This window comes from Arthrobacter koreensis, assembly GCF_035792275.1.
Taxonomy (GTDB): Bacteria; Actinomycetota; Actinomycetes; order Actinomycetales; family Micrococcaceae; genus Arthrobacter_B; species Arthrobacter_B koreensis_A.
Window position 1 is genome coordinate 160,324 of sequence record NZ_JAMWKK010000001.1, and the last position, 21,941, is coordinate 182,264.

Consider the following 21,941-nt stretch of genomic DNA (forward strand, 5'->3'; position numbering starts at 1 on the left):
CAGCGCTGGAACGTGCACTTTCTGCTATCCCGCCCCAGAGGTGCGCTAGTACAGGCCCGACGGCGTACCGTCCGCTGCCACCCCCATGCGCAGCGCTGCGGGCTGTTTGGGCAGGCCGGGCATGGTCATGACCGCTCCGGTCAGGGCCACGATGAACCCGGCCCCGGTCTTGGGCACCAGGTCACGCACGTGCACCGTGAACCCGGCAGGGGCTCCGAGCTTCGCGGCGTCGTCGGAGAATGAATACTGGGTCTTGGCCATGCAGACGGGAACGTTTTCCCAGCCGTTGGCTTCGATCTCCTCCAGCCGGCGCAGCGCCGGCACCGAGAACTCGACGTCGTCCGCCCCGTAGATCTCCCGGACCACCGTTCGGATCTTCTCGGCGACGCCCATCTGCAGGGGGTACAGCGGCCGGAAGTCGACGGGACGCTTCAGGGCCGCGAGGACTTTATCCGCCAGGTCGTCGCCGCCGGGTCCGCCGCCGCCCTGTGCCCAGACATCCGCCACGGCCGCATCCATTCCCTCCCGGGAGCACCACTGCAGGAGCCACTCGATCTCCTCCGCGGTGTCGGTGGTGAAGCGGTTGACGGCCACCACCGGCGAGAATCCGAACTTGCCCAGGTTCCGCACGTGCCGCCGGAGGTTCGCGGTGCCCGCCTCCAGTCCGGCGAGGTTGGGTTCGTCCAGCCGCTCACGGGGCACGCCCCCGTGCATCTTCAGCGCCCGGATGGTTGCCACCACCACAACGGCGTCCGGTGCCACATCCGCTACGCGCGAGGTAATGTCCATGTACTTCTCAGCGCCAAGGTCAGCACCGAATCCAGCCTCGGTGACCACGACGTCGGCAAGGTCCCGTCCGAGCCCCGTGGCAATGACCGAGTTGCAGCCGTGCGCAATGTTCGCGAAGGGACCGCCGTGGACCAGCGCCGGGGTTCCCGCGATGGTCTGCACCAGGTTCGGCTTCAGGGCGTCCTTGAGCAGCAGCGCCAGGGCCCCCTCCACCTTGAGGTCGGCCACTGTGACCGGGCGGCGGTCCCAGGTGTAGCCCACCGTGATCCTGGCGAGCCGGGCGGTGAGGTCCTCGATGTCCGTTGCGAGGCAGAAGACGGCCATGACCTCCGAGGCGACGGTGATGTCGAACCCGTCTTCCCGGACGGTTCCCTGCCCGGGTCCTCCCAGCCCCACCACGATGTGGCGCAGGGACCGGTCGTTCATGTCCATGACCCGGCGGAAGGTGATGCGCCGCGGGTCGATCCCCAGTTCGTTGCCCTGGAAGATGTGGTTGTCCACCAGGGCGGCCAGCGCGTTGTTGGCACTGGTGATGGCGTGGAAGTCTCCGGTGAAGTGCAGGTTGATTTCCTCCATTGGAATCACCTGCGAGTACCCGCCGCCCGTGGCGCCGCCCTTCATGCCGAGCACCGGACCCAGGGACGGTTCGCGGAGCGCGATCACCGTCTTCTGCCCGGCCCGCGCCAGGGCGTCGCCCAGGCCCACGGTCACCGTGGATTTGCCTTCACCCGCCGGCGTCGGGCTCATGGCAGTTACAAGTACGACTTTGCCCCGCTCGGCCCGCCTGGGCACCAGGGCAGGATTCACTTTCGCCTTGTAGCGTCCGTACAGTTCCAGCGCGTCCTCAGGGATGCCTGCGGAACGGGCGATGTCGGTGATGGGCTGCAGCGTTGCAGCCCGTGAAATGTCAAGGTCATTGGCCATAGCTCAACGCTTGCACCAGCCCCGGCGCCCGTCAATCCGGCACACGCGCACATACCCGTGCGGGTTTTAGTTGCCCACGGGGTGGGCTGCAGACTGCTCAGCTGCGTGCAGGTAGGACTCCAGGGTCAGCGCAGCGGTCCGGCGCCAGCCAAAGGAGCGGGCGTGCTCCGCAGCACTGCGGCCCAGTTCTCCGCGCCAGGCACCGTGGTCATAGAGCGTTTCGAGTTCGGCCGCCCACCGGGACGGTTCGTGGCCCTGCACCAGGACACCGGTGCGGCCGGAACTGACGGCCTTCGGCAGCCCGCCGACGTCCGCAGCGAGAACCGGAGTGCCGCAGGCCTGGGCTTCCAGGGCAACCAGGCCAAAGGACTCACTGAAGGACGGAACGGCGACGACGTCGGCGGACCGGAACCAGCCGGCCAGCCCTTTCGCTGCCACGGGAGGATGCAGCTGGACGACGTCCTGCAGCCCGTGTGCGCGGATGGCAGCGTCCAAATCGAGGACCTCGGATCCGCTGGGAGCGCCGAGGATGCTGACGCGCAGGGGAATATCGGGGCGGCAGGCCCGAAGCCGGGCAGCGGATTCCACCAGGACCTGCGGACCCTTCATCCGCTGGATGCGGCCGGCGAAGACCACGTGGAACTCGCCGCGCCGAAGGCCGTGCCGGGCGCGGGCTTCAACGCGTCCGGCGGGGAAAAAGACGTCAAGGTCCACTCCGGGGGCTACGACGTCGACCGACTCCGGGTCTGCGCCGTACCACGCCGCGAGCTCATCGGCCTCGGTGGTGGTGTTGGCGATCAGCCGCGCAGCGGAGTCCACGATTTCCTGCTCGCCGTGTATGCGTACCTGCGGTTCGGGGGTTTCACCGGGCTGGAGCTGGAGGTTCTTCACCCGGGCCATGGTGTGCATGGTGTGGACCAGGGGAACGTCCCAGTGCCTCGACAGGCTCAGGCCTGCGACGCCGGAGACCCAGTAGTGGGAGTGCAGGGCATCGAAGCGGGGGCCGTGCAGCATGGAACGGTCAACACCTTCTGCCAGTTCACCGGCCAGCTTGGGGAGCAGTTCCTTGGCAACCTTGCGCCGGGGACCTGCGGTGACATGGTGCACCGTGACCCCTGGCGCCAGTTCGACCGCATGGGGCTGGTCCGGTGCACAGGCGCGCGTGAAAATGTCTACTTCCACGCCCATCTTCGCCATTTCGACTGCAACGGAACGAACGTAGACATTCATCCCGCCCGCGTCGCCGGAACCAGGCTGTTCGAGCGGCGAGGTATGCAGCGAGAGCATGGCCACCCGGTTGACCTGGGGCACAGCACTCCCTTCGTCGCTGGCCTGTGTTCCCTACCTATCGACCATACAACGCCAACGGGTCCCGCTTTGTTTCCTTACACCCGGACTGCCGCGGAATTCCGGGGCAGTCCGGGGAAGGGTGTGCAGTCTCTCACCGCACGGGAGCCGACGCCGGGGTGCTGATCCTGAGCAGGTGAAGCTGGCGCTCTTCCTGCTCATCCACCAGCCGTCCGCTGGCCGCGGCGCGGACGGCAACTGCCCGCAGCAGCAGGCGAAGCAGTCCGGGTACCGCTGCGGGGAACACCGCGTGGAAGGGCTGTCCGGCGGGTGGCGGAGCAGCCGCAGCCGGCTGATGAGGCACGGACCGGTCCTGCGGGGGGATGATCTCTTGTTTGGTGCCCGCGGTGGGCAGCCTGTAAAAGGGCATGACGAATCTCCAAAGAAAGGTGGCGCATAAAAGCGCATAAAGAATTAGGGAAAGTGCCAAGAAGGCAATCAAAAGAAACCCGGCATGCGGCGAGATTACATTTGCTGATTTGTGCCTGCGCAAAGCGCAGACAGGCATCTGTAATAGCCGGTTGTGCTGGGAAGGGGTGAATGGGGCGGCCCATCAGGACACGGGCCCTGCTTGGCAGCAGCTCAGCTCAGTTGGGGCAGCTCAGTCCAGTTGGGGGCTGCTCAGTGCCGGGCAGCCATGTCCAAGGGGCACGGAGCTAATCCTGTGCCGTTCAGCGAACCTGTACATGCGGCGCCACGCAGCGCCGGACAGGTCCTAGGGCTGCAGGCAGGCTTCGCCCGGGAACCGCCCAAAGGAGATGGCTGCGGGGACCGACGTCCACCGGAACATATCCGTGTTGTTCAACACCACACTCCACCTCCTGTTCGTAGCACTGTTCCCCGGGGGCCGGGATGGCCATTTCTCCAGGGCTGATAGCACCGCATTCTTGCGGGCTCAAAAAATATAACCCGGCACGGATGCGCTTGCCAAGCTTTTTCGAAAAAAACTTTTAAAAGTTCTTACATATTCCATTTCAGGATGGCGGGGGTGTGTTTATCCCAGCCCAGGACGCACACTGCTGCCGTTCCCAGCACCAGGTGCCGTCCGGCGTCGGGAGCCAGTCCCAGCCACCGGGCAGCCAGTATCCGCAGGAAGTGGCCATGGGCAACCAGCAGGGCCCGTTCGATGGGAGCCTGGTCCGGGTCCTGGTCCATGGGCGTGCCGCAGCCCGCCTGCACCGTGGAGATGATCCGGTCAGCCCGGGCAGCGACCTCGCTGAGGGTTTCACCGCCGGGAACACCGTCGTTCCAGATGATGTAGCCCGGGTTCTCCTCGCGTACTACGGTGTTCCGGCGGCCCTCGTTCTCTCCGTAGTCCCACTCGTGCGCATGCGGAAGCACTTCGGGGCTGGGGTGCCCCAGCAGCTCTGCGGTGCGCAGCGCACGGATGAGCGGGGACGAGAAGACGCGGTCGAATTCGAAGCCGGCGAGCTTCTCCCGTGCCGCCACTGCCTGCGCTTCACCCTCCGCAGTGAGCGGAATATCAGTGAGCCCGGTGTAGTTGCCCTGCCGGGACCACTCGGTTTCACCGTGGCGGACCAGCCACAGGGTAGGCAGCCGGGTGCCCGCCGGCGTCAGGTCTGGAACTGCCGGCCCTAGGTTGACTGCGCTCATGGTGCCCCTTCTGTTTGCTGCTGCAAAGCTTTGGATGTTCAGCGGATCGCCCGGGGGCGCCGCCGTGCTAATCGGTTGCCCGGCTGTCGGGCTGCTGCTGCCACCATTCCCGGAGCTTTGCTTCAGCTTCCTCCGGTGTGCCCGGACCGTTCTCCATGCGCTCCTCGAGCAGGAAACGATACGCACGGCCCACAACGGGCCCGGGCCGGATGCCCAGCAGCTCCATGATCCGGCTGCCGTCCAGGTCGGGGCGGATGGAGGCCAGCTCTTCCTGCTCTGCCAGTTTCTCGATCCGTGCTTCGAGGTCATCGTAGGCGAAAGCGAGCCGCTCGGCCTTGCGCCGGTTGCGGGTGGTCACGTCAGAACGCGTGAGGCGGTGCAGGCGCTGCAGCAGCGGCCCGGCGTCGGTTACATAGCGGCGCACGGCAGAGTCACTCCAGCCGGCATCCCCGTAGCCGTAGAACCGCATGTGCAGCTCCACGAGCCTGGCTACGGCCTTGATGGTGTCGTTGTCGAACCGTAGGGCCTTCATGCGCTTGGCCGTGAGCTTGGCACCCACCACGTCATGGTGCAGGAAGCTGACCGCCCCCGTTCCTTCGAAGCGCCGGGTAGCCGGCTTGCCGACGTCGTGCATCAGCGCAGCGAAGCGGAGCACGAAGTCCGGGCCGGGCACGGCACCGTCCGGGCCGGTCTCCAGGTCACAGGCCTGCCGCAGCACGGTCAGGGAGTGCTGGTAGACGTCCTTGTGGCGGTGGTGCTCATCGATTTCGAGGCGCAGGGCAGCGATCTCCGGCAGCACATAGTCCGCCAAGCCGCTCTCCACCAGCAGGTCCACGCCGTCGGCCGGTGTTTTGCCGTTGATCAGCTTCACCAGTTCGTCCCGGACCCGCTCCGCGGAAATGATCTCAATGCGTCCGGCCATGTCCTTCATGGCCTCGAAAACCTCCGGTGCCACCGTGACGCCCAGCTGGGAGGCAAAACGGGCCGCCCGCATCATGCGCAGAGGGTCATCGGAGAAAGAGGACGACGGCGCACCGGGCGTACGCACGATTCCTTCGTGGAGATCCCGCACGCCGCCGTAGGGATCCACCAGCTCCATCTGCGGCAGCCGCAGTGCCATGGCATTCATGGTGAAGTCCCGGCGGTACAGGTCGTCCTCGAGGCGCTCACCGAATACTACGACCGGCTTGCGGGACTCCGGGTCGTAGGCTTCGGAACGGTACGTGGTGATTTCGATCTGGAAGCCGTCCTTGCGCATTCCGATCGTGCCGAACTCGCGTCCCATTTCCCAGTACGTGTCACACCAGCGCCGGGTCACCGCAATGATGTCGTCCGGACGGGCGTTGGTGGTGAGGTCCAGGTCCGGGGAGACCCGGCCCAGGAACAGGTCACGTACCGGACCGCCCACCAGGGAAAGTTCAAACCCGGCGGCCTCGAAGAGCTCCCCGAGCTGCTCGATCACGCCGGGGAGCTCGGTGATGGGAAAGGAACTGTCGGAAAGGTGCGCCATAGTCCTTTAAGCGTGCCAGATAAACCAGCCCCCGCGGACAATGCGTCCGCTCCGCTGCCCGGACACGCCGGGGTTGGCGCGGCGCCAAGGGGTCCAGCTGTGAACGGTCATCATCAGCTGGCAAAGATAGTTACAGTGGGGGTATGGCCCATCCCGTCCCGAGTGCGCCCAAGCGGACCCCATTGACAGCGTCAATGGGCAGCTCAGCCGCGCATCCGGCACATGCGGCGCTGCCAACGGTGGAGGAAGTCTCCGCCGGCGGAATTGTGGTCAACTGCACGGACCCCGAACTGCCCGTAGCGATCATCGCCCGGCTGAACCGCGGCGGCCGGCTTGAGTGGTGCCTGCCCAAGGGCCACCCTGAAGACGCCGAGGACAATGAGCAGGCAGCCGTCCGGGAGATCGCCGAAGAAACCGGGATCGACGGACGGATCCTCACCCCGCTGGGCAGCATCGACTACTGGTTCACTGTCAGCGGCCACCGGGTGCACAAGACAGTCCACCACTACCTTCTCGAAGCCGTGGGCGGGGAACTGACCATCGAGAACGACCCGGACCACGAAGCGGTCGACGTCGCCTGGGTTCCGCTGGCAGTCCTGGGCAGGCGCCTCTCCTTCCCCAACGAACGCCGCATCGCCGACCTGGCCCGGGAAGTCCTGCCCAAATACCGCTGACGCCGCGCGGTGCTCCGCACCCCGGTTTTCAGGAAAAGTGCCATCCGGGTGAGAGCATAAGGACATAATGGCCGTACAGAATCCTGCCCCCAGTACCGCCCGCTCAAGTGCCGTGATGGCTGCGGGAACCATGGTCTCCCGTGTACTCGGGCTGGTCCGTACCTCCCTGCTTGCCGTCGCGATTGGCGGGGCCGGCGGGGTCACCGACCTCTTTTCGATCGCCAACGTCCTGCCGAACTTCATCTACCTCCTGGTGGCCGGCGGCGTCTTCAACGCCGTCCTGGTTCCGCAGATCATCAAGGCGAGCAAACGCGAGGACCGCGGCGCGGAATACGTCTCACGGATCATGACGCTCAGCCTGCTGTTCCTGGCCGCCGTGGCCCTGGTCGTAACCGTCGCCGCTCCGCTGGTCCTTTCGGTGGCCACGGAGCTCACGGGCGACCAGCTGGCGCTGGCCACGGTGTTCGCGTACTGGCTGTTCCCGCAGATCCTCTTCTATGGTGCGTATGCCGTGATCGGCCAGGTGCTGAACGCCAACGGCCGGTTCGGCGCCTATATGTGGGCGCCGGTGGTCAACAACGTGGTTGCCATCAGCGGCTTGATTGTGTTCATCAACGTGATTGGCCGGCAGAGCAGCGAACAGTTCACGCCGGAGAACTGGACCTCCTCCGCTACCCTGATTCTCGCCGGAAGCACCACCCTCGGCGTCGCGCTCCAGGCCCTCGTCCTGCTGGTTCCGCTGAAGAAGCTGGGACTGGGCCTGCGGCCAATCCTGGGGATCCGCGGAGTCGGGCTGGGCGAAACCGCACGGGTGGCCAAGTGGACCATCATCACCATGCTGGTGGGCAACGGCGCCTACCTCGTCTACACGAAAGTCGCTTCCATCGCCTCGGAGGCCAGGGATTCCTTCCTGGCCATGGACCCGCCCAGGCTGATCGCCGGCCAGTTCAACCTTGAAACCGGCGCGATGCTCTACATCATTCCCCACTCGGTCATCACGCTTTCCCTGGCTACGGTCCTCTTCAACCGCATGTCCCATGCCTTTGTGGAGAAGGACCTCGACGGCGTGCGGGAAACCGTCTCACGGGGGCTGCGGGTCATCGGCGTGGCCACCGTCTTCAGCGCTGCGGTCATGGTTGTCCTGGCCGGTCCCATCGGCATGTGGTTCGGCGGCGGCTCCAACGCCACAGCCGTCATCCAGGGGCAGGTCCTGGTCCTGCTGGCCGTCAGCGCGCCCTTCCTCAGCGCCACGTTCCTGATGAACCGGGCGTTCTACGCCAGCGAAGACGCCAAGACCCCCATGATCATGCAGCTCATCCTTGCGGCCCTGGGCATCGGGCTTGCATTGGCTGCCGCGGCGCTGCCTGCCGACAAGATCGTGTTCGGCCTCGCGGTGGCCTACTCGATAGGCAATATTGCCGCCGTCGTGGTCAGCCACATCTTCCTGAACAGGAAGCTGGGCCATTACGGAGCTGCCCAGATTTTCGACGTGCATGTACGGCTCACCGTGGCGGCACTCGGGTCGGCGGCCGTCGGCGCTGCTGCCCTGGCGCTGCTGGGCGGCTACAGTCCGGACGGCTTCGCCTGGCGCTCCCTGGCCAGCGCCACCATCGTCCTGGTTATCTGCGGTGCGCTCATGGCTGCCGCCTACCTCGGCATGCTGAGAGTACTGAAAGTCCGCGAACTGGACGAACTGCTGAAACCGGCACTGGCGAAGATCAGGCGCCGGGGCTAAGACAACCAACTCAGGTTTTGGACCCGTGCGCAGGTAGCATGGGTACAAAGTGGGCAGTACCGGGCGGGTTTCAGCCCTGAAGGTAGTGCTTGAACCGCACCGGCCGCCTTACCGGCGCCGGTGGCAACATACAGCTTGCAGTCATAGCCGTTTCCACGGGAGGAACACGTGCCACAGCCGGTAAATGCTGGTTCAGTGCTGGGCGGCCGATACAAGGTCACCGCCCAGGTCCTGGCCTCAGCAGAGAATGACCTCGTCCTCGACGGCGTGGACCAGGTGCTCAACCGTGCCGTAAGCATCCTCGTCGCCGCACCCCAGAATGCCAGCCAGGTTAGTGCCAGTGCACGCGAAATCGCCATCGGTGAGCGCCACTCCACCGTCCAGATCCTTGATCTGGGCGTCAGCGACGGACGCACCTACCTGGTGACCTCCAACGGCAACGCAGCCGACCTGCTTGACCTGGTTATTGAGCGCGACGCGCCCTACGTGGAACCGTTCTTCACGGACACCCTCGGTTCAGAGATCTTCGGTGTCGCACGGTCGCATGAGCCGGAAACGGTCGAGGAAGACCGTTACGTCGAAGAGCACGCACCGCGGGACCGCAAGCCGCTGCTCTCCAACCTGCCTAAGCCCCACCTTCCGCGGTTCGGCCGCGGAGCCGGAGCGGCGGGGACCGCTGCAGCAGGTGCGGCCTCGGCCGAAGCCGAACGGGACCTCGAGTTCGGCGGCCCGCAGGAAACGCCCGCAGAAGCGGCGACCGGCGCCGCCGTCGTACCTCCGCCCCCCAGCCAGAGTCCCCGTACGGCCGGGTACTCTGCCCCCACCCGGGACACGCCCGTCCAGTCCCCCAAGGTCAGCCGCTGGGAAGACGAAGACGATTTCCCGGCCGAAGGCTATGCGTCCGCCGGTTCCGGGGACCGGAGGGCTTCGAACTTCCCGCGCACTGCCCTCGCTTCGGACTATGAAACCGAAGAAGCGTACGACGGCTATGACGACGAGGACACGCCCGCCCGTGACGGCGAACGGAAAACCGGACGCCTGCTGATTGGCGGGATCCTGAGCGTCATCCTGGTGGTCGCCGTGGTGCTCGTCTTCACCAACCTTGGCCGGGTCGGGGACATGTTTGCCTCCGACGAGCCCACGTCAACCGTTTCCGAGCCCCCGGCAGCAACCGAAGCCCCCGCCCAGGAATCCGGTGCGGCACTGCCTGCCCCCGTCACTGCGGGGATTACGCGGCTGGTGCCGGGCAACCAGGAACTGGATTCAGTGAACGACGCCGCGCTGCCGCAGATTATCGACGGCAACGAGTCCAGTTACTGGTCCAGCTACGTCTACGCCTCCGACACCTTCGGCGGCCTGGCACCCAGCCTCGCCCTGGTCGTTGAACTGGAAGAGGAGTCCGCCATCACCAAGGTGGACATCACCCAGCTCAACGGCAGCGGCGGCAATTTCTCCGTGATGCTCAATGACTCCCCCTCCCTTGAGGGAGCCACCACCGTGGCGCAGAGCGGGTTCACCGGACCCACTACCTCCATCGCCGTGCCCAAGGGCGCAGACGGAGAACCGGCGTCGGCCAGCTATGTGATCATCAACTTCACGCAGCTGCCCCGGCTGAGCGGAGTGCAGGCGGAGTACCCCTGGGGACTGCGCATCGCTGAAATCGGCGTCTCCTAACCCGGTCCATTTAGGCTGCGGGGAACCGACCCCGCAGCCCATCATGTGACGCAGGCGCCATCCGGAATAAGCTGTTCCGTGTCAGTGTTGTGAGGTGTGGTTAGCGGTTCGAAGTGTTCCGCCGGCCTAGTCAGCATCTTTCTCCCCGGAAGCTTCAGAAAATCCAAGGAAAATCCAGGAAAGAGGTTCACAGCACGTGAGCACAGATATTCGTCCCGATGCCGCAGGTTCCGGCCAGGAAATCCGCGATGTCATCATCGTCGGCTCAGGCCCCTCCGGCTACACCGCAGCCATCTACACGGCCCGGGCGAACCTCAAGCCGCTGCTGATCGCCAGCTCGGTGACCGCCGGCGGCGAACTGATGAACACCACTGACGTGGAAAACTTCCCGGGGTTCCCTGAAGGCATCATGGGCCCGGACCTGATGGCAGGCCTCGAAAAGCAGGCCGACCGTTTTGGCACCGAAATCCTCTTCGAGGACGTCACCTCGGTGGACCTGTCCGGCGACGTCAAGAAGGTCACCATCGGCACCGGGGAAACCTTCCTCGCCCGCTCGGTCATCATCTCCACCGGTTCCGCATACCGCGAGCTGGGCCTCGAGGATGAAAAGCGGCTCTCCGGCCGCGGCGTGAGCTGGTGCGCAACCTGTGACGGTTTCTTCTTCAAGGGCCAGGACATCGCCGTCATTGGCGGCGGCGACTCCGCACTCGAGGAGGCGCTGTTCCTCACCAAGTTTGCCGCCTCCGTAACGATCGTGCACCGCCGTAACACGCTGCGCGCCTCCAAGATCATGCAGGACCGCGCTCTCGCCAACGAAAAGATCCGCTTTGTCTGGGATTCCGAAGTTGTTGGCATTCACGGCGAAGACAAGGTCACCGGTATCCGGCTGCGCAGCACGGTCGACGGCGCCGAGTCCGAGCTGCCTGTAACCGGCATCTTCGTGGCAATCGGCAACGACCCGCGCGTGGATCTGGTCCGCGAGCAGCTGGAGCTGACCGAAGCCGGCACCATCGCCGTCCAGGGACGCACCTCGAAGACCTCCCTCCCGGGTGTCTTCGCCGCCGGTGACGTCATTGACCCGACCTACCGCCAGGCCATCACCGCCGCCGGTTCCGGCTGCGTAGCTGCGCTCGACGTCGAGCACTACCTGGCAGACGTCGCATCCGCTGCGACCGATGCCACCGTTCCCACCCCGGCGTCGGAAACTGTTTCCGAGAACGCTTCCGTCTAGAGATCCACAAGGAGCAAGAACCATGAGCAATGCCAAAGATGTAACGGATTCCTCGTTCAGCACCGACGTGCTGGCTGCCGACAAGCCGGTCATCGTGGACTTCTGGGCCGAGTGGTGCGGCCCGTGCCGCATGCTCTCTCCGATCCTCGACGACATCGCCTCCGAGTACTCGGACAAGGTGGACGTCGTGAAGGTCAACGTTGACGATAACCCCGCCATCGCGGCCAAGTACGGCATCACCTCCATTCCGGCGGTTTACGTCTTCAAGGGCGGTGAGGTTGCGGCCACGTCTATCGGCGCGAAGCCGAAGCAGGTCCTTGAGCAGGAATTCGCGGCCTACCTGAAGTAGGTCCCCACTATGCATCCGACGGACGAGAGTCTGCGGAGGCTGGACTCCAGCCGGCGCGTGGTGGCGCTTCGTGAAGCGCTGCTGCGTGCCGGCATTTCCATGTCCTACCTCGCCCCCGACTCGGTAAACAATCCCGCGGTCTTCGACGACCACGTTGACGCCGCCGTGCGCGCGTTCCAGCAGAGCCGCGGACTAATTGTCGACGGCGTTGCCGGACCGGACACCCAGCGTGCCCTGGCCGAAGCCCAGTTCCGTTTCGGCGACCGTGTACTGGCGTTCACGGAAGACCAGCCAGCCGTGCGCGGGGACGACGTCGCCGAGCTTCAGCGGCACCTCTCCCACCTGGGTTTCTACTACGGGCATATCGACGGCGAGTTTGGCATCCGTACCCGCTACGCGGTGGCAGAGCTGCAGGAGAATCTCGGGATTCCCGGCACCGGTGTATGCGACGGCGACACGATGACCGCGATGTCCCGCGTGAACCGGGCTATTTCACCCAGCCAGGCATATGCGCTGCGCGACTATGAGCGGCTGGACCGTTCCACGGCAGCCCTGCGCGGACGGACCATCACCCTCAATACCGGCAGGTCGCAGACTTCCTCCGCGCATGTCACCGAACGGCTGACCGGCCAACCGCTCACCGAGCTCCTCGTGGCCAGCGACGTGCGGGTGCGGGTAGAGCGGATCCTGCGTGAGTTCGGGGCCGAGGTAGTAGAGTTCGACGCCGCTGCCGGTGCTGAGGGCGCTCCGGGCCGTACGCCGAGCCTGAACGTGAACATCCACTGTGACTGGCTGGACCAGCCAGCTGCCTCGGGCATTGCCGCCTACTATTGGGGACTTCCCGTTACCGGTGAGCCGCGCTCCCCCATTGGGCAGCGGGCCGCGATCCTCATGATCAAGGAACTGGCAGCCCGCACCGACATGGCCAGCCTGGGTGTCCATGCCCGCACCTGGGACACCCTCAAGCTCCCCGGCATCCCGTCTGTCGGCATCGATCTGGGGTACCTGAGCAACTTCCACGACGCGCACCGGCTAGCCGATCCAGTGTTCCGGCAAACGGTGGCTGACTCCATCGTCATCGCGATCCAGCGCCTGTACCTGCTGGAGGAGGAGGACCAGCCCACCGGTACCCTTGCCCTCGATGACGTCAGCCGGTTCAACCCCATGGAAGACCGGCGGCGCGTTTCTGGCCTCTAATACGTTTTCGGGCCTCTAGTGTCTGTGATGCCGTGCAGACCTGCCCAGCAGGTCTGCACGGCATTGTTTTTTGCTGCCAGGACTGCGCAGGACACCGTGCAGCTTCCCGGACCCACTGGGCAGTTGGCCGGCTGGGCTTCCCGCCATCAGTCATCCGCGGGCAGGCATCAATGGCTGATGCCGTCCTCTGGCGGGCAGCGGAACCATCCCTGTATCTTGGCGCCATCATACGGTTGGGAGATCCAGTGGGCAAAGTGGTTATGTACAGCACCGTCTCGGTCGACGGCTATATCGCTGACCTGCAGGACCAGCCCGGCCCGCTGTTCGATTGGCTGACCGACGGGGACGTGCCGCTGGATGACAGCGGACAGCTGAAGGTCTCCCGCGCTTCGTTTGAGTACACCCGCAGCTACTGGGACCAGATCGGCGTATCTGTAGTCGGACGCCACGTCTTTGACCTGACAGACGGCTGGGACGGCATTCCACCATCCGCGGTAGACCATGTGGTCGTCGTTACTCATCGTCCTCCCCCGGAGGGTTGGAGTCCGGAAGGAGCCTTCCACTTCGTTGAGGGAATCGAGGCGGCCGTCGCCAGGGCGCAGGAGCTTGCCGGTGACCGGATCGTGGAAGTCGCCGCCGGTGACGTAGGAGGGCAGGTGTTCGCCGCCGGACTGGTGGATGAAGTGCGGATGGATGTCGCCCCCGTGGTCCTTGGCTCGGGAAAGCGTTACTTCGGTTCGTCCGGTGCGCCGCACTTACTGGGTGACCCGGATGTTGTGGTGGGCAGCCGAGTTCTGCACCTTCGCTATTCCGTCCACTGACGATGTGACGCTACCCGCGTGTCGGACGGCCACTACCTGGCGGCGGTCCCAGATGTACTCAGTGCTGGACTTGGATTACCTGCCGCAGCGTCTCAAGTGTGAGTCCATCACCGGAATACCGGTGTCTGTGAGGATGGGCGATTCGGTGATGAGCTGATCGAGCGCATGTTTGTGCACTACTTAACGCTGAACGTTCAATCCTCTGCTGGTAGGGGTCTACTCGCCTGTGCGTATCGACGAGCTGGAGGAACGTTGATTCGAGGCGCCTACCAGGGCCGTCCCTTTTGGTGCTGTTGCCGGGTTGGTGAGATGGCAGTGGGTATCGGTCGAGTGGAACTGGGCGTAGGTGTGGTGGCACTAGTCCTGCGCGGGGCGATGCAGAGCCTACGAGTGAACGGCTGACAAGTCTGCTGCGGGCAAGCCCAGCGTCGGAGACCTTGGGCCAGCGACATCGGAACCGACGGGCCTATAACTGCCGGGGTCAGGGCGGACCGGAGCCAGGCTCGCGGGGAGGGGGTGTATCCGGCCATGCCCTAATCGACTCAAGGACACTGAGAGGGTTTCCCTGTTTCACGTGAAACTTCGCGGCTCGGTGGGAACCGTAGATACAGCATGCGCCGTTGGCCCACGCATGAACGAAAGCCATGCCTCAAGAACCCAGCACTCACACGTCGAGCTGGAGCTGTGACCACTGTGCGACCCGGTGCAGGTAGTTCTGCGGACGGCGACCGGTCTAGTTGGCTGCTCCCCATTCCTAGGACGGACTCAGCGCAGCGGGAGGGGGGATCCCAGGCGAAAGTACATGCTGTCGAACGCAGACACGCATAAGGGCGTATAGGGCATCAGCCCGATTCACCTAGTGCGCCGGGTGAGGACTGGTGGACCTCCAGAGTCTGGATCCTCTCCCTAAGCTTCGCCGCCGTGACCTTCTGCCATACAAGACGACCTCTCAGTGCATCACTGTCCGGAGCCAGGGATACCGATGCGGCCTGGTTCAGCCTGCCCGCGAAGGATACCGATGCGGCCTGGTTAAGCCTGGCGCATCGTCTGTCCGTCTGAATACCCACTCGTCGAGCGGTGCCACTGAAGTATCCCCCCTCCGCCCCGCCCGATCGGAAGCCCTCCGAGTGTCCACTCTCGAAGGGAGGCCTGCCACACGGGGCTGACTCCTGGTCGCTCCTCCGATCGGGCGATGTGCACTGTTCCTGCGCCTGTTTCACGTGAAACAGGCGCGCCGTTTGTCGCTGCCTGACAGGTCTGCAGGCGACTCATGCTGGCTCGTACCTTCTTGCCTCCGGTAATCAACGCCTGCTCCCACAGTGCCCAGAGAGGCACCAAGCTTCCGTGATGCCTTCAGTACCGCCTGCCGGAAGGCCGGCTCTAGATCAACTCAGATTTCGGGCTCACAGGTACCACGACCGGGAGAGTCTGTCTTGTCCAGTCAGTCCTTGCTTCACACCTTGTTCTTCCAGTGATCCCCCACATTGATGGCATCTGATGTGTATATCGGCAGGCGGTTCTTTCATGTCTGAGAGTAGTTTCCATCGGTGGGCTGAGGCTTAGTCCAACCCCGATCCTGGCAGACGGATACCGATGACCCATCGATCTTGTCGGTCCTCCATTGACGCCGCACATGGGGATCGTTCCGATTTACCTCGTGAACCGATAGTGATGCTCTGTTTCACGTGAAACGGGAATGATCGTGCCGGCCCCTATTGTCCTTGCGATACCTTCCAGTGCCTCTTGGCTTCCACTCTGCAATCACCGGCCTTCCCGCCGCACAAATTGCACAGACCGGCCCATGAACGATGTCCCGCCGGGAACCGGTTAGCCAGTGGTCCCCGCCCTACCGCCCATCAATGCCTCGAAGGGCACCAGTTCCGGCATCAATCTCTGATATGCCGTCACCGTTTCACGTGAAACCTAGTCCGCATTTGGTACAGCCTCCACGTCGTATTGAGTAGTAGGTAACGCAATGGAACATACTCCCCATGGCCTCAAGCGAAGTGGATTGGCGTGCTCGGAATCCGGAACGCACGTCGTATACGGCAGTTGCAGCTAGTAGTCGTCTTGATGAACAAATGAAAATTATTGCTGGCGCGACTTCGGTACAGACGCCCTGGTAATCCAGGCCATCTTGTCAGGGCTGGCACAAACCGAGCCTAGGCACCCGCGGCTACACGCATCTGAATGAGCCAGCAGCTCACCCTGGTACTAGCGGTGCTCCGTACAGCTGATGCCCTGCCCGGATGGATGCGAAGCGCAAGTACCTCAGGACGCTTGGGTCTGTGAGCCCAGCAGAGAATACCTAGTTCGCTGCGTACGCCTGTCAGAATCCTTGTACAGCTCGGCCGGGATTACAGTGTGTTTCACGTGAAACGCATCTCTCCCTGGTCCCGATTGATCACTCCTCGGGGCCTAGCCGGTCCGGAAGAACAATCGTGTGGGTGCGGTTGGACCCGATCGGTTCTCCAGAACGGATGCCGGGATCTCCCCGGAGCATGGGAGCATTGGCATCCGAAGAGTCGACGGACCAGGATGCCGGAACGGACGCAAGGCTGCAGGCCATTCACGCAACCAAAAAGAGCCGTGGAATTGCTCCGACGTGTGCGCCAATGATTCCCAGCAGTCAGTGTATGATCGCGGAGACTACATACATAGGGCCGCCCTGTCTCGGACGTCAGGGATTCCAGCCACCTGGAATAGCACCTTCATCTCGACCGTTTCACGTGAAACAGCGCCTAGACTCCTGCGGTCCGAGCCGACAATTCCGTCCTCGAAGTCCTCCAGAAGTTGAGCGCGGAGGATCGGGCAGGAGTAGAGCGGAGTGCCTTGAACTAGTAGCTTGCCGCCCGGGCATAGCATTCCGTACAATATGGCCTGGTCGCCTCTCTACCTAAGTCCGCGCTTTGGCAGGAAATCGGCAAGGTAGCATTGCTGCTTCCAGCAAGGACCCTGGCACTTCAGTGGTGGCACTTGCGTCGGCACATTTGAGATAAAATATCCTGTTTCACGTGAAACCGAACAGCTCTAACACCCGGTTCTCCGACAATCCGCTTGGGTGCTGCGAAGCCTTCTACCCGCCAGATGAACCAAAAACGCGCCTATCTCGATGGCGATACAAAACAGGCCCTCGTTTCACGTGAAACGGGGGCCAGTTTTGATGGAGCTTCTAGTTTGCCTGGCCTTCGACAGGATTCAGCACCGACATGATTCTGTTCAGGTCGTCTACGCTGGCGAACTCGATACTTACCTTGCCCTTACGGGCACCCAAAGTGATCTTGACGTTCGTGTCGAGACGGTCCGACAGTGAACTCGCCAGGTAATCGAGACGCTCGTGCCGAGCCCCCACCTTAGGTTTCGACTCCTTGGCGGACCGGCGAATGCCATCCGAGAGTGCCACCACTTCTTCCGTGGCCCTCACCGACATGCCCTCAGCGACGATCTTCTGGGCGAGCTTCTCCATCTCGGCCGGATCGTTCAGTCCAAGCAATGCGCGCGCGTGGCCGGCGGACAGTACACCCGCAGCGAGGCGTCGTTGGACGAGCGGGGGCAGCTTCATCAAACGAAGCGTGTTGGAAATCTGCGGCCGCGACCGCCCAATCCGCTCCGCGAGCTCTTCGTGCGAGCACTCAAAGTCGTCCAGCAGCTGCTGGTAGGCCGCTGCTTCTTCCAGGGGATTCAGCTGGCTGCGGTGGAGGTTCTCAAGCAGCGCGTCGCGCAGGAGATCTACATCCTGCGTAGACCGGATGATGGCGGGAACTGTGGAGAGACCGGCTTCCCGGCTGGCCCGCCACCGCCGTTCACCCATAACGAGTTCGTACGGATGTTCTGCCTCACCTTCGGCAGAAGGGCGAACCACAATGGGCTGCAGTACACCGATTTCGCGGATGGAGTGCACCAGCTCAGACATGTCATCTTCATCGAAGACGCTTCGCGGCTGCTTCCGGTTCGGATGAATGGAGTCAATCGGCAGCTCGGCAAAGCGAGCACCCGGCACCTCCATCAACGTTTCACGTGAAACATCGTCATCGGCGGCGCCTGCTTCGGGGCCGGCCTCCGGCTCCAGCACAACCACGGACTCTTCCTGGGCCGGGGCTGACGGAGCTGACTCAGAAGTCTCTGCTGCTGTCCTGGCATCGCTTTTGGCGGCCTTCGGCGCCGTCTTACGTGTATTTGTCCTACCGGTGGTCTTCGAAGCCTCTACGGGGGCCTTCGCCGCCACTGACGGTTCTGTACCGGCTTCGTCCGGCTCTGGAACAGCGTTGTCCGGTGCCTTCGCGGCCCGTGAGGACGCCGTGCGGGCAGCTGGCTTCTTCTTCGCCGGTGCACGCAAAGCTTCCTTGTTGATTCCTGCACCCCGTCGGGGTCCGGTGCTGCGTCCGGGACCGGTTTCATCACTGACAGACGTAAAGAACAGGTCAACGGGCCGGCCCGCGCGTGCAGGCTGTCCCGCTTCAGTTGCTTCGACCGGCTCTGCGGTACTGGGGATCAACGCACCCAGACCACGGCCCAAACCACGACGCTTTTCGGTCATGGGTAAGTCCTTCCCTTATGCACACAGCAAGCGGCATGGATTGATTGTGAAAGTATTCTACGGTTCACCGTCGCGAACGCCCGGTATCCCGGAGGGAGTGTCTAGACCGAACGCTGGGCGATTTCCGCGGCAGCTTCCAGATAGGACAGCGCGCCGGTCGAGGAGGGGTCGTACGTCATGACTGTCTGCTGGTAGCTCGGGGCTTCGGAGATACGCACTGAGCGCGGAACCACGGCCGACAGGACCTGCTGGGGGAAGTGCTCGCGAACTTCAGCGGCTACCTGGGCGGCCAGGTTGGTGCGGCCGTCGTACATGGTCAGCAGGATGGTCGAGACCACCAAATCCGCGTTCAGGTGCTTTTGGATCATCTCGATGTTCTTCAGCAGCTGGCTCAGGCCCTCCAGTGCGTAGTACTCGCACTGGATGGGGATGAGGACCTCCCGGGCGGCCACGAAAGCGTTCACGGTCAGCAGGCCGAGGCTCGGCGGGCAGTCAATGAAGATGTAATCCAGGCGTTCCTCACCGGCGGCCTTACGCTCGGCGGCGTACACGTCAATGGCCCTGCGAAGGCGCTGCTCACGCGCCACCAGGGAAACCAGTTCAATCTCGGCTCCGGCGAGATGAATGGTCGCCGGGGCGCAGATCAGGTTCTTGATGTCGGGGCACTGCGCCACCACGTTGCCGAGCGGCAGATCATCGATCAGGACGTCGTAGATGCTTTCTACATCCGCCCGGTGATCGATTCCGAGAGCAGTGGAGGCGTTACCCTGCGGATCGATGTCTATGACCATCACGTTCAGCCCAGCCGTGGCGAGGGCGGCGGCAATGTTGACCGTGGTAGTCGTCTTGCCCACGCCGCCCTTCTGGTTGCTCACCGTCATGATCCGGGTCTCGGCCGGACGCGGCAGCACGCGACCCATCAGCTTCTCGCGCCGGCGGGTCTCACTGGCAAGCTCACGGGCCAGGGGTGTGCTTTCGTCCATCAGGTCCATAACGTCTACCGACTCGGACGGGAGGACCGCCTGGCCGGTTACACCACCTTCGCTGGTCTCGGAATCAGGCACATCGCGTGCGCCGGCAGACTGTGTTGCAACAGCATGTCCTGTTTCACGTGAAACAGGCAAGTGGGAGGATGACTCCCCAACCTCTTCCGGTTGTGACCTTGAAAAAGGCGATGAGAAGGCAGAGCCGAGCGCGGCAAAGGGGGGAATTCGTTTTGCGGCAGAATCGCGCACACTCACCGGGACATGCTCACTTTCACAACATAAGGCATTACTGCCACTAGCCTATCGGCTGGCCCGCCAAATACCGGGATCGGTACGGGTGTGTGCACAGCGGATGACCGCTGCGCTGTACTAAACCACAATCCGCACGACTGTGGTGTGCTCCTCGAGAACGTCCTCCCCGGCAGTCACTACCGTGGTTTCCTTGCCTCCGAGCTTGCGGATCTGCTTCGCCGCTTTCTCAATCTCCTCCGCTGCGCTGCGTCCCTTGATCGCAAGGACCTCACCGGATCCTCCCAGCAGCGGAATGGTCAGGCCTGCCAGGCCCGAAAGCGCCGATACTGCGCGGGCGGTAACGACGTCGACGTCCACCTTCCCCACAACCTGTTCTGCGCGCCCGCGGATCACCGTCACGTTCTCAAGGCCGAGATCCGCAACGACCTCGTTGAGCCAGGTTACCCGCCGCTCCAGCGGTTCCATGAGGGTCATTGAGAGATCGGGACGGCCAATGGCCAGGCACAGGCCGGGCAGCCCGGCGCCGGACCCGACATCGGCAACCTTGCTCTCCTGCGGAATCAGGTCAGCGACAACAGCGCAATTGAGCACGTGGCGGCTCCACAGCCGGGGAACTTCACGCGGGCCAAGCAGTCCACGCTCCATCCCCGATGTAGCAAGATGCTCAACATAACGCTCTGCCATGGGCAGGCGGGCACCAAAAACCTGAACCGCCGCCGAATGCTCGGCAGGCGTTATCTCAACCACGTACAAACAATCCTTGTCTCAACTGGGTCTTGGCAGATTCCGGAACCGGCTGCGCTAAGCGTCCGGCAGGGACACCACGATGTGCCGGCCCGCGCCTTCACCCTCGGACTCGCTGACGAGTCCCAGCTCCGCTACGGCGTCGTGCACGATCTTGCGCTCGTAGGCGCTCATCGGCGCCAGGGCGATGTCCTTGCCCGAGGTCTTGGCACGGGAGACGGCGTCCTCAGCAATACGGTGCAGTTCTTCGCTGCGCTCCCTGCGGTAGCCGGAGATATCCAGCACCAGCCGGGAGCGGCTGTCCGTGGCAGTGAGCACCGACAGCCGGGTCAGCTCCTGAAGAGCCTCCAGGACCTCTCCGTCATGTCCTACGAGGGACTGGAGACCGGAGTCGTCCCCCTCTTCGGAAACGACGGAAATGTAGGTGCGGCCGCTGCGGACCTCGATGTCGATATCACCATCGATGTCGGCAATGTCGAGGAGTTCCTCGAGGTAGTCCGCAGCGACGTCGCCTTCTTCTTCCAGGCGGTTCACAGCGCCGTTCCCGGCAGGCTCAGACAGTTCTTCCACGGTCTCGTCGACGTGCTCAGTGCTCATCTTTTCTTCCTGTTCTTGCGCTGGGGCTGCTGGCGCTGGCCCTTGGCGGGGACGGGTACTTCTTCAGCCGGCTCGGCCTTCTTCTCGCCCAGCAGCGGGACCATGGGCAGGCCCTTGCGCGCACGACGCTCGGCCAGCGCCTTGGCGGCGGGGGAACCGGGAGTCGGCATGCGGCGGATCACGAAGAACTGCTGTGCCATGGTCCACAGGTTGGTGGTGGTCCAGTAGATAAGGACACCGATGGGGAAGTTGATACCGCCAACGCCGAACACCAGCGGCAGTACGTAAAGCATCATCTTCTGCTGGCGCATGAACGGGCTCTGCAGCGCTTCTTCAGACATGTTCTTGGACATGATCTGCTTCTGCGTAATGAACTGCGAGGCCGTCATGGCCACGATCATGATGATCGACAGAACGATCACCGAGGTGTGGCCCTCGGTACCGAATCCGTGCAGCAGGGAAGAGGAGAGCGGTGCGCCAAGGATGGTCGCTTCATCGAACTGAACGACGGCGTCGTGGCTCAGTGCGCCAATTCCCTCGCCGCCGGAGCTGGCGTTGGAAACACCGTTCAGCACCTGGAACAGGGCAAAGAAGAACGGCATCTGGATGAGCATCGGCAGGCAGGCCGCGAAGGGGTTGGTGCCGTGCTTCTTGTACAGGGCCATCTGCTCCTGCGTCATGGCCTGGCGCGAGAGCTGGTCGGTCTTGCCCTTGTACTTCTGCTGCAGCTTGCGCAGGTCAGGCTGCAGCGACTGCATCCCGCGCTGGGCCTTGATCTGCTTGACGAAGACCGGGATCAGGGCGGCCCGGATGACGATAACCAGGCCAATGATGGAAAGGGTCCAGGTCCAGCCCGAGGCGGCGTCCATCCCGAGGAATACAAATCCCTCGTGGAAGATCCACATGATCCATGACACCACCCACTTGAATGGAAACATGATCGTGTCGAAGAAACCCATT

Annotated in this window: 17 protein-coding genes; 7 read left to right on the plus strand and 10 right to left on the minus strand. The window is 63.6% G+C overall.

All coding sequences use genetic code 11. The features are described from left to right. Window positions 1-45: 45 nt before the first annotated feature. The 5 genes from NGB94_RS00770 to NGB94_RS00790 form a co-directional block, all read right to left on the minus strand. Complete coding sequence (locus NGB94_RS00770) at window positions 46-1,713, minus strand: formate--tetrahydrofolate ligase (protein ID WP_325788354.1); 1,668 nt, start codon at window positions 1,711-1,713, stop codon at window positions 46-48. A gap of 66 nt (window positions 1,714-1,779) precedes the next feature. Then, window positions 1,780-3,024, minus strand: coding sequence for a D-inositol-3-phosphate glycosyltransferase (gene mshA / locus NGB94_RS00775; protein WP_325788355.1), 1,245 nt, complete (start codon window positions 3,022-3,024; stop codon window positions 1,780-1,782). Window positions 3,025-3,154: 130 nt separating this feature from the next. Continuing rightward, complete coding sequence (locus tag NGB94_RS00780; protein ID WP_325788357.1) at window positions 3,155-3,364, minus strand: hypothetical protein; 210 nt, start codon at window positions 3,362-3,364, stop codon at window positions 3,155-3,157. A 656-nt stretch (window positions 3,365-4,020) separates the two neighbouring features. After that, window positions 4,021-4,674, minus strand: coding sequence for a histidine phosphatase family protein (locus NGB94_RS00785; protein ID WP_325788358.1), 654 nt, complete (start codon window positions 4,672-4,674; stop codon window positions 4,021-4,023). Between the two features lie 67 nt (window positions 4,675-4,741). Beyond that, on the minus strand, window positions 4,742-6,184 hold the full coding sequence (locus tag NGB94_RS00790; RefSeq protein WP_325788360.1) for a CCA tRNA nucleotidyltransferase: 1,443 nt from the start codon (window positions 6,182-6,184) through the stop codon (window positions 4,742-4,744). Window positions 6,185-6,327: 143 nt separating this feature from the next. Between NGB94_RS00790 and NGB94_RS00795 the strand changes: the two genes are divergently transcribed. From NGB94_RS00795 to NGB94_RS00825, 7 genes are all read left to right on the plus strand, one after another. Further along, the gene (locus NGB94_RS00795) at window positions 6,328-6,858 is read left to right on the plus strand and encodes an NUDIX hydrolase (RefSeq protein WP_325788361.1); all 531 of its coding nucleotides are present in this window, start codon (window positions 6,328-6,330) and stop codon (window positions 6,856-6,858) included. Between the two features lie 67 nt (window positions 6,859-6,925). Continuing rightward, on the plus strand, window positions 6,926-8,593 hold the full coding sequence (gene murJ / locus NGB94_RS00800) for a murein biosynthesis integral membrane protein MurJ (protein WP_325788363.1): 1,668 nt from the start codon (window positions 6,926-6,928) through the stop codon (window positions 8,591-8,593). Between the two features lie 168 nt (window positions 8,594-8,761). Further along, window positions 8,762-10,267, plus strand: coding sequence for an ABC transporter substrate-binding protein (locus NGB94_RS00805; protein ID WP_325788364.1), 1,506 nt, complete (start codon window positions 8,762-8,764; stop codon window positions 10,265-10,267). A gap of 196 nt (window positions 10,268-10,463) precedes the next feature. After that, complete coding sequence (trxB, locus tag NGB94_RS00810; RefSeq protein WP_325788365.1) at window positions 10,464-11,498, plus strand: thioredoxin-disulfide reductase; 1,035 nt, start codon at window positions 10,464-10,466, stop codon at window positions 11,496-11,498. Window positions 11,499-11,520: 22 nt separating this feature from the next. Continuing rightward, complete coding sequence (trxA, locus tag NGB94_RS00815; protein WP_325788367.1) at window positions 11,521-11,847, plus strand: thioredoxin; 327 nt, start codon at window positions 11,521-11,523, stop codon at window positions 11,845-11,847. Window positions 11,848-11,856: 9 nt separating this feature from the next. Beyond that, window positions 11,857-13,044 carry a peptidoglycan-binding protein gene (locus NGB94_RS00820; RefSeq protein WP_325788368.1) on the plus strand — a complete coding sequence of 396 codons (1,188 nt, stop codon included), beginning with the start codon at window positions 11,857-11,859 and terminating at the stop codon, window positions 13,042-13,044. A gap of 245 nt (window positions 13,045-13,289) precedes the next feature. Then, a complete protein-coding gene (locus NGB94_RS00825; RefSeq protein WP_325788370.1) occupies window positions 13,290-13,865 on the plus strand; it encodes a dihydrofolate reductase family protein in 576 nt (191 codons plus the stop codon). Between the two features lie 3,172 nt (window positions 13,866-17,037). Here the strand turns inward: NGB94_RS00825 and NGB94_RS00830 are convergent. From NGB94_RS00830 to yidC, 5 genes are all read right to left on the minus strand, one after another. After that, entirely contained in the window at window positions 17,038-18,402 is a 1,365-nt protein-coding gene (locus tag NGB94_RS00830) for a ParB/RepB/Spo0J family partition protein (protein WP_325788371.1), read from the minus strand. A 101-nt stretch (window positions 18,403-18,503) separates the two neighbouring features. After that, entirely contained in the window at window positions 18,504-19,643 is a 1,140-nt protein-coding gene (locus NGB94_RS00835; protein WP_325788373.1) for a ParA family protein, read from the minus strand. A 114-nt stretch (window positions 19,644-19,757) separates the two neighbouring features. After that, complete coding sequence (rsmG, locus tag NGB94_RS00840) at window positions 19,758-20,387, minus strand: 16S rRNA (guanine(527)-N(7))-methyltransferase RsmG (RefSeq protein WP_325788375.1); 630 nt, start codon at window positions 20,385-20,387, stop codon at window positions 19,758-19,760. Window positions 20,388-20,441: 54 nt separating this feature from the next. Beyond that, window positions 20,442-20,981: a protein jag gene (locus NGB94_RS00845; RefSeq protein WP_325788377.1), complete on the minus strand. Its 540-nt coding sequence runs from the start codon at window positions 20,979-20,981 to the stop codon at window positions 20,442-20,444. Further along, on the minus strand, window positions 20,978-21,940 hold the full coding sequence (gene yidC, locus NGB94_RS00850) for a membrane protein insertase YidC (protein WP_325788378.1): 963 nt from the start codon (window positions 21,938-21,940) through the stop codon (window positions 20,978-20,980). Before yidC ends, NGB94_RS00845 begins: the two co-directional genes overlap by 4 nt. Window position 21,941 lies beyond the last annotated feature (1 nt).

Bases quoted from the DNA above. Each gene is read 5' to 3' on its own strand.
- murJ (WP_325788363.1), top strand. From the start codon at position 6,926: ATGGCCGTACAGAATCCTGCCCCCAGTACCGCCCGCTCAAGTGCCGTG.
- NGB94_RS00845 (WP_325788377.1), bottom strand. From the start codon at position 20,981: ATGAGCACTGAGCACGTCGACGAGACCGTGGAAGAACTGTCTGAGCCT.
- NGB94_RS00820 (WP_325788368.1), top strand. From the start codon at position 11,857: ATGCATCCGACGGACGAGAGTCTGCGGAGGCTGGACTCCAGCCGGCGC.
- trxA (WP_325788367.1), top strand. From the start codon at position 11,521: ATGAGCAATGCCAAAGATGTAACGGATTCCTCGTTCAGCACCGACGTG.
- NGB94_RS00790 (WP_325788360.1), bottom strand. From the start codon at position 6,184: ATGGCGCACCTTTCCGACAGTTCCTTTCCCATCACCGAGCTCCCCGGC.
- NGB94_RS00795 (WP_325788361.1), top strand. From the start codon at position 6,328: ATGGCCCATCCCGTCCCGAGTGCGCCCAAGCGGACCCCATTGACAGCG.
- NGB94_RS00785 (WP_325788358.1), bottom strand. From the start codon at position 4,674: ATGAGCGCAGTCAACCTAGGGCCGGCAGTTCCAGACCTGACGCCGGCG.
- NGB94_RS00830 (WP_325788371.1), bottom strand. From the start codon at position 18,402: ATGACCGAAAAGCGTCGTGGTTTGGGCCGTGGTCTGGGTGCGTTGATC.
- yidC (WP_325788378.1), bottom strand. From the start codon at position 21,940: ATGGGTTTCTTCGACACGATCATGTTTCCATTCAAGTGGGTGGTGTCA.
- NGB94_RS00770 (WP_325788354.1), bottom strand. From the start codon at position 1,713: ATGGCCAATGACCTTGACATTTCACGGGCTGCAACGCTGCAGCCCATC.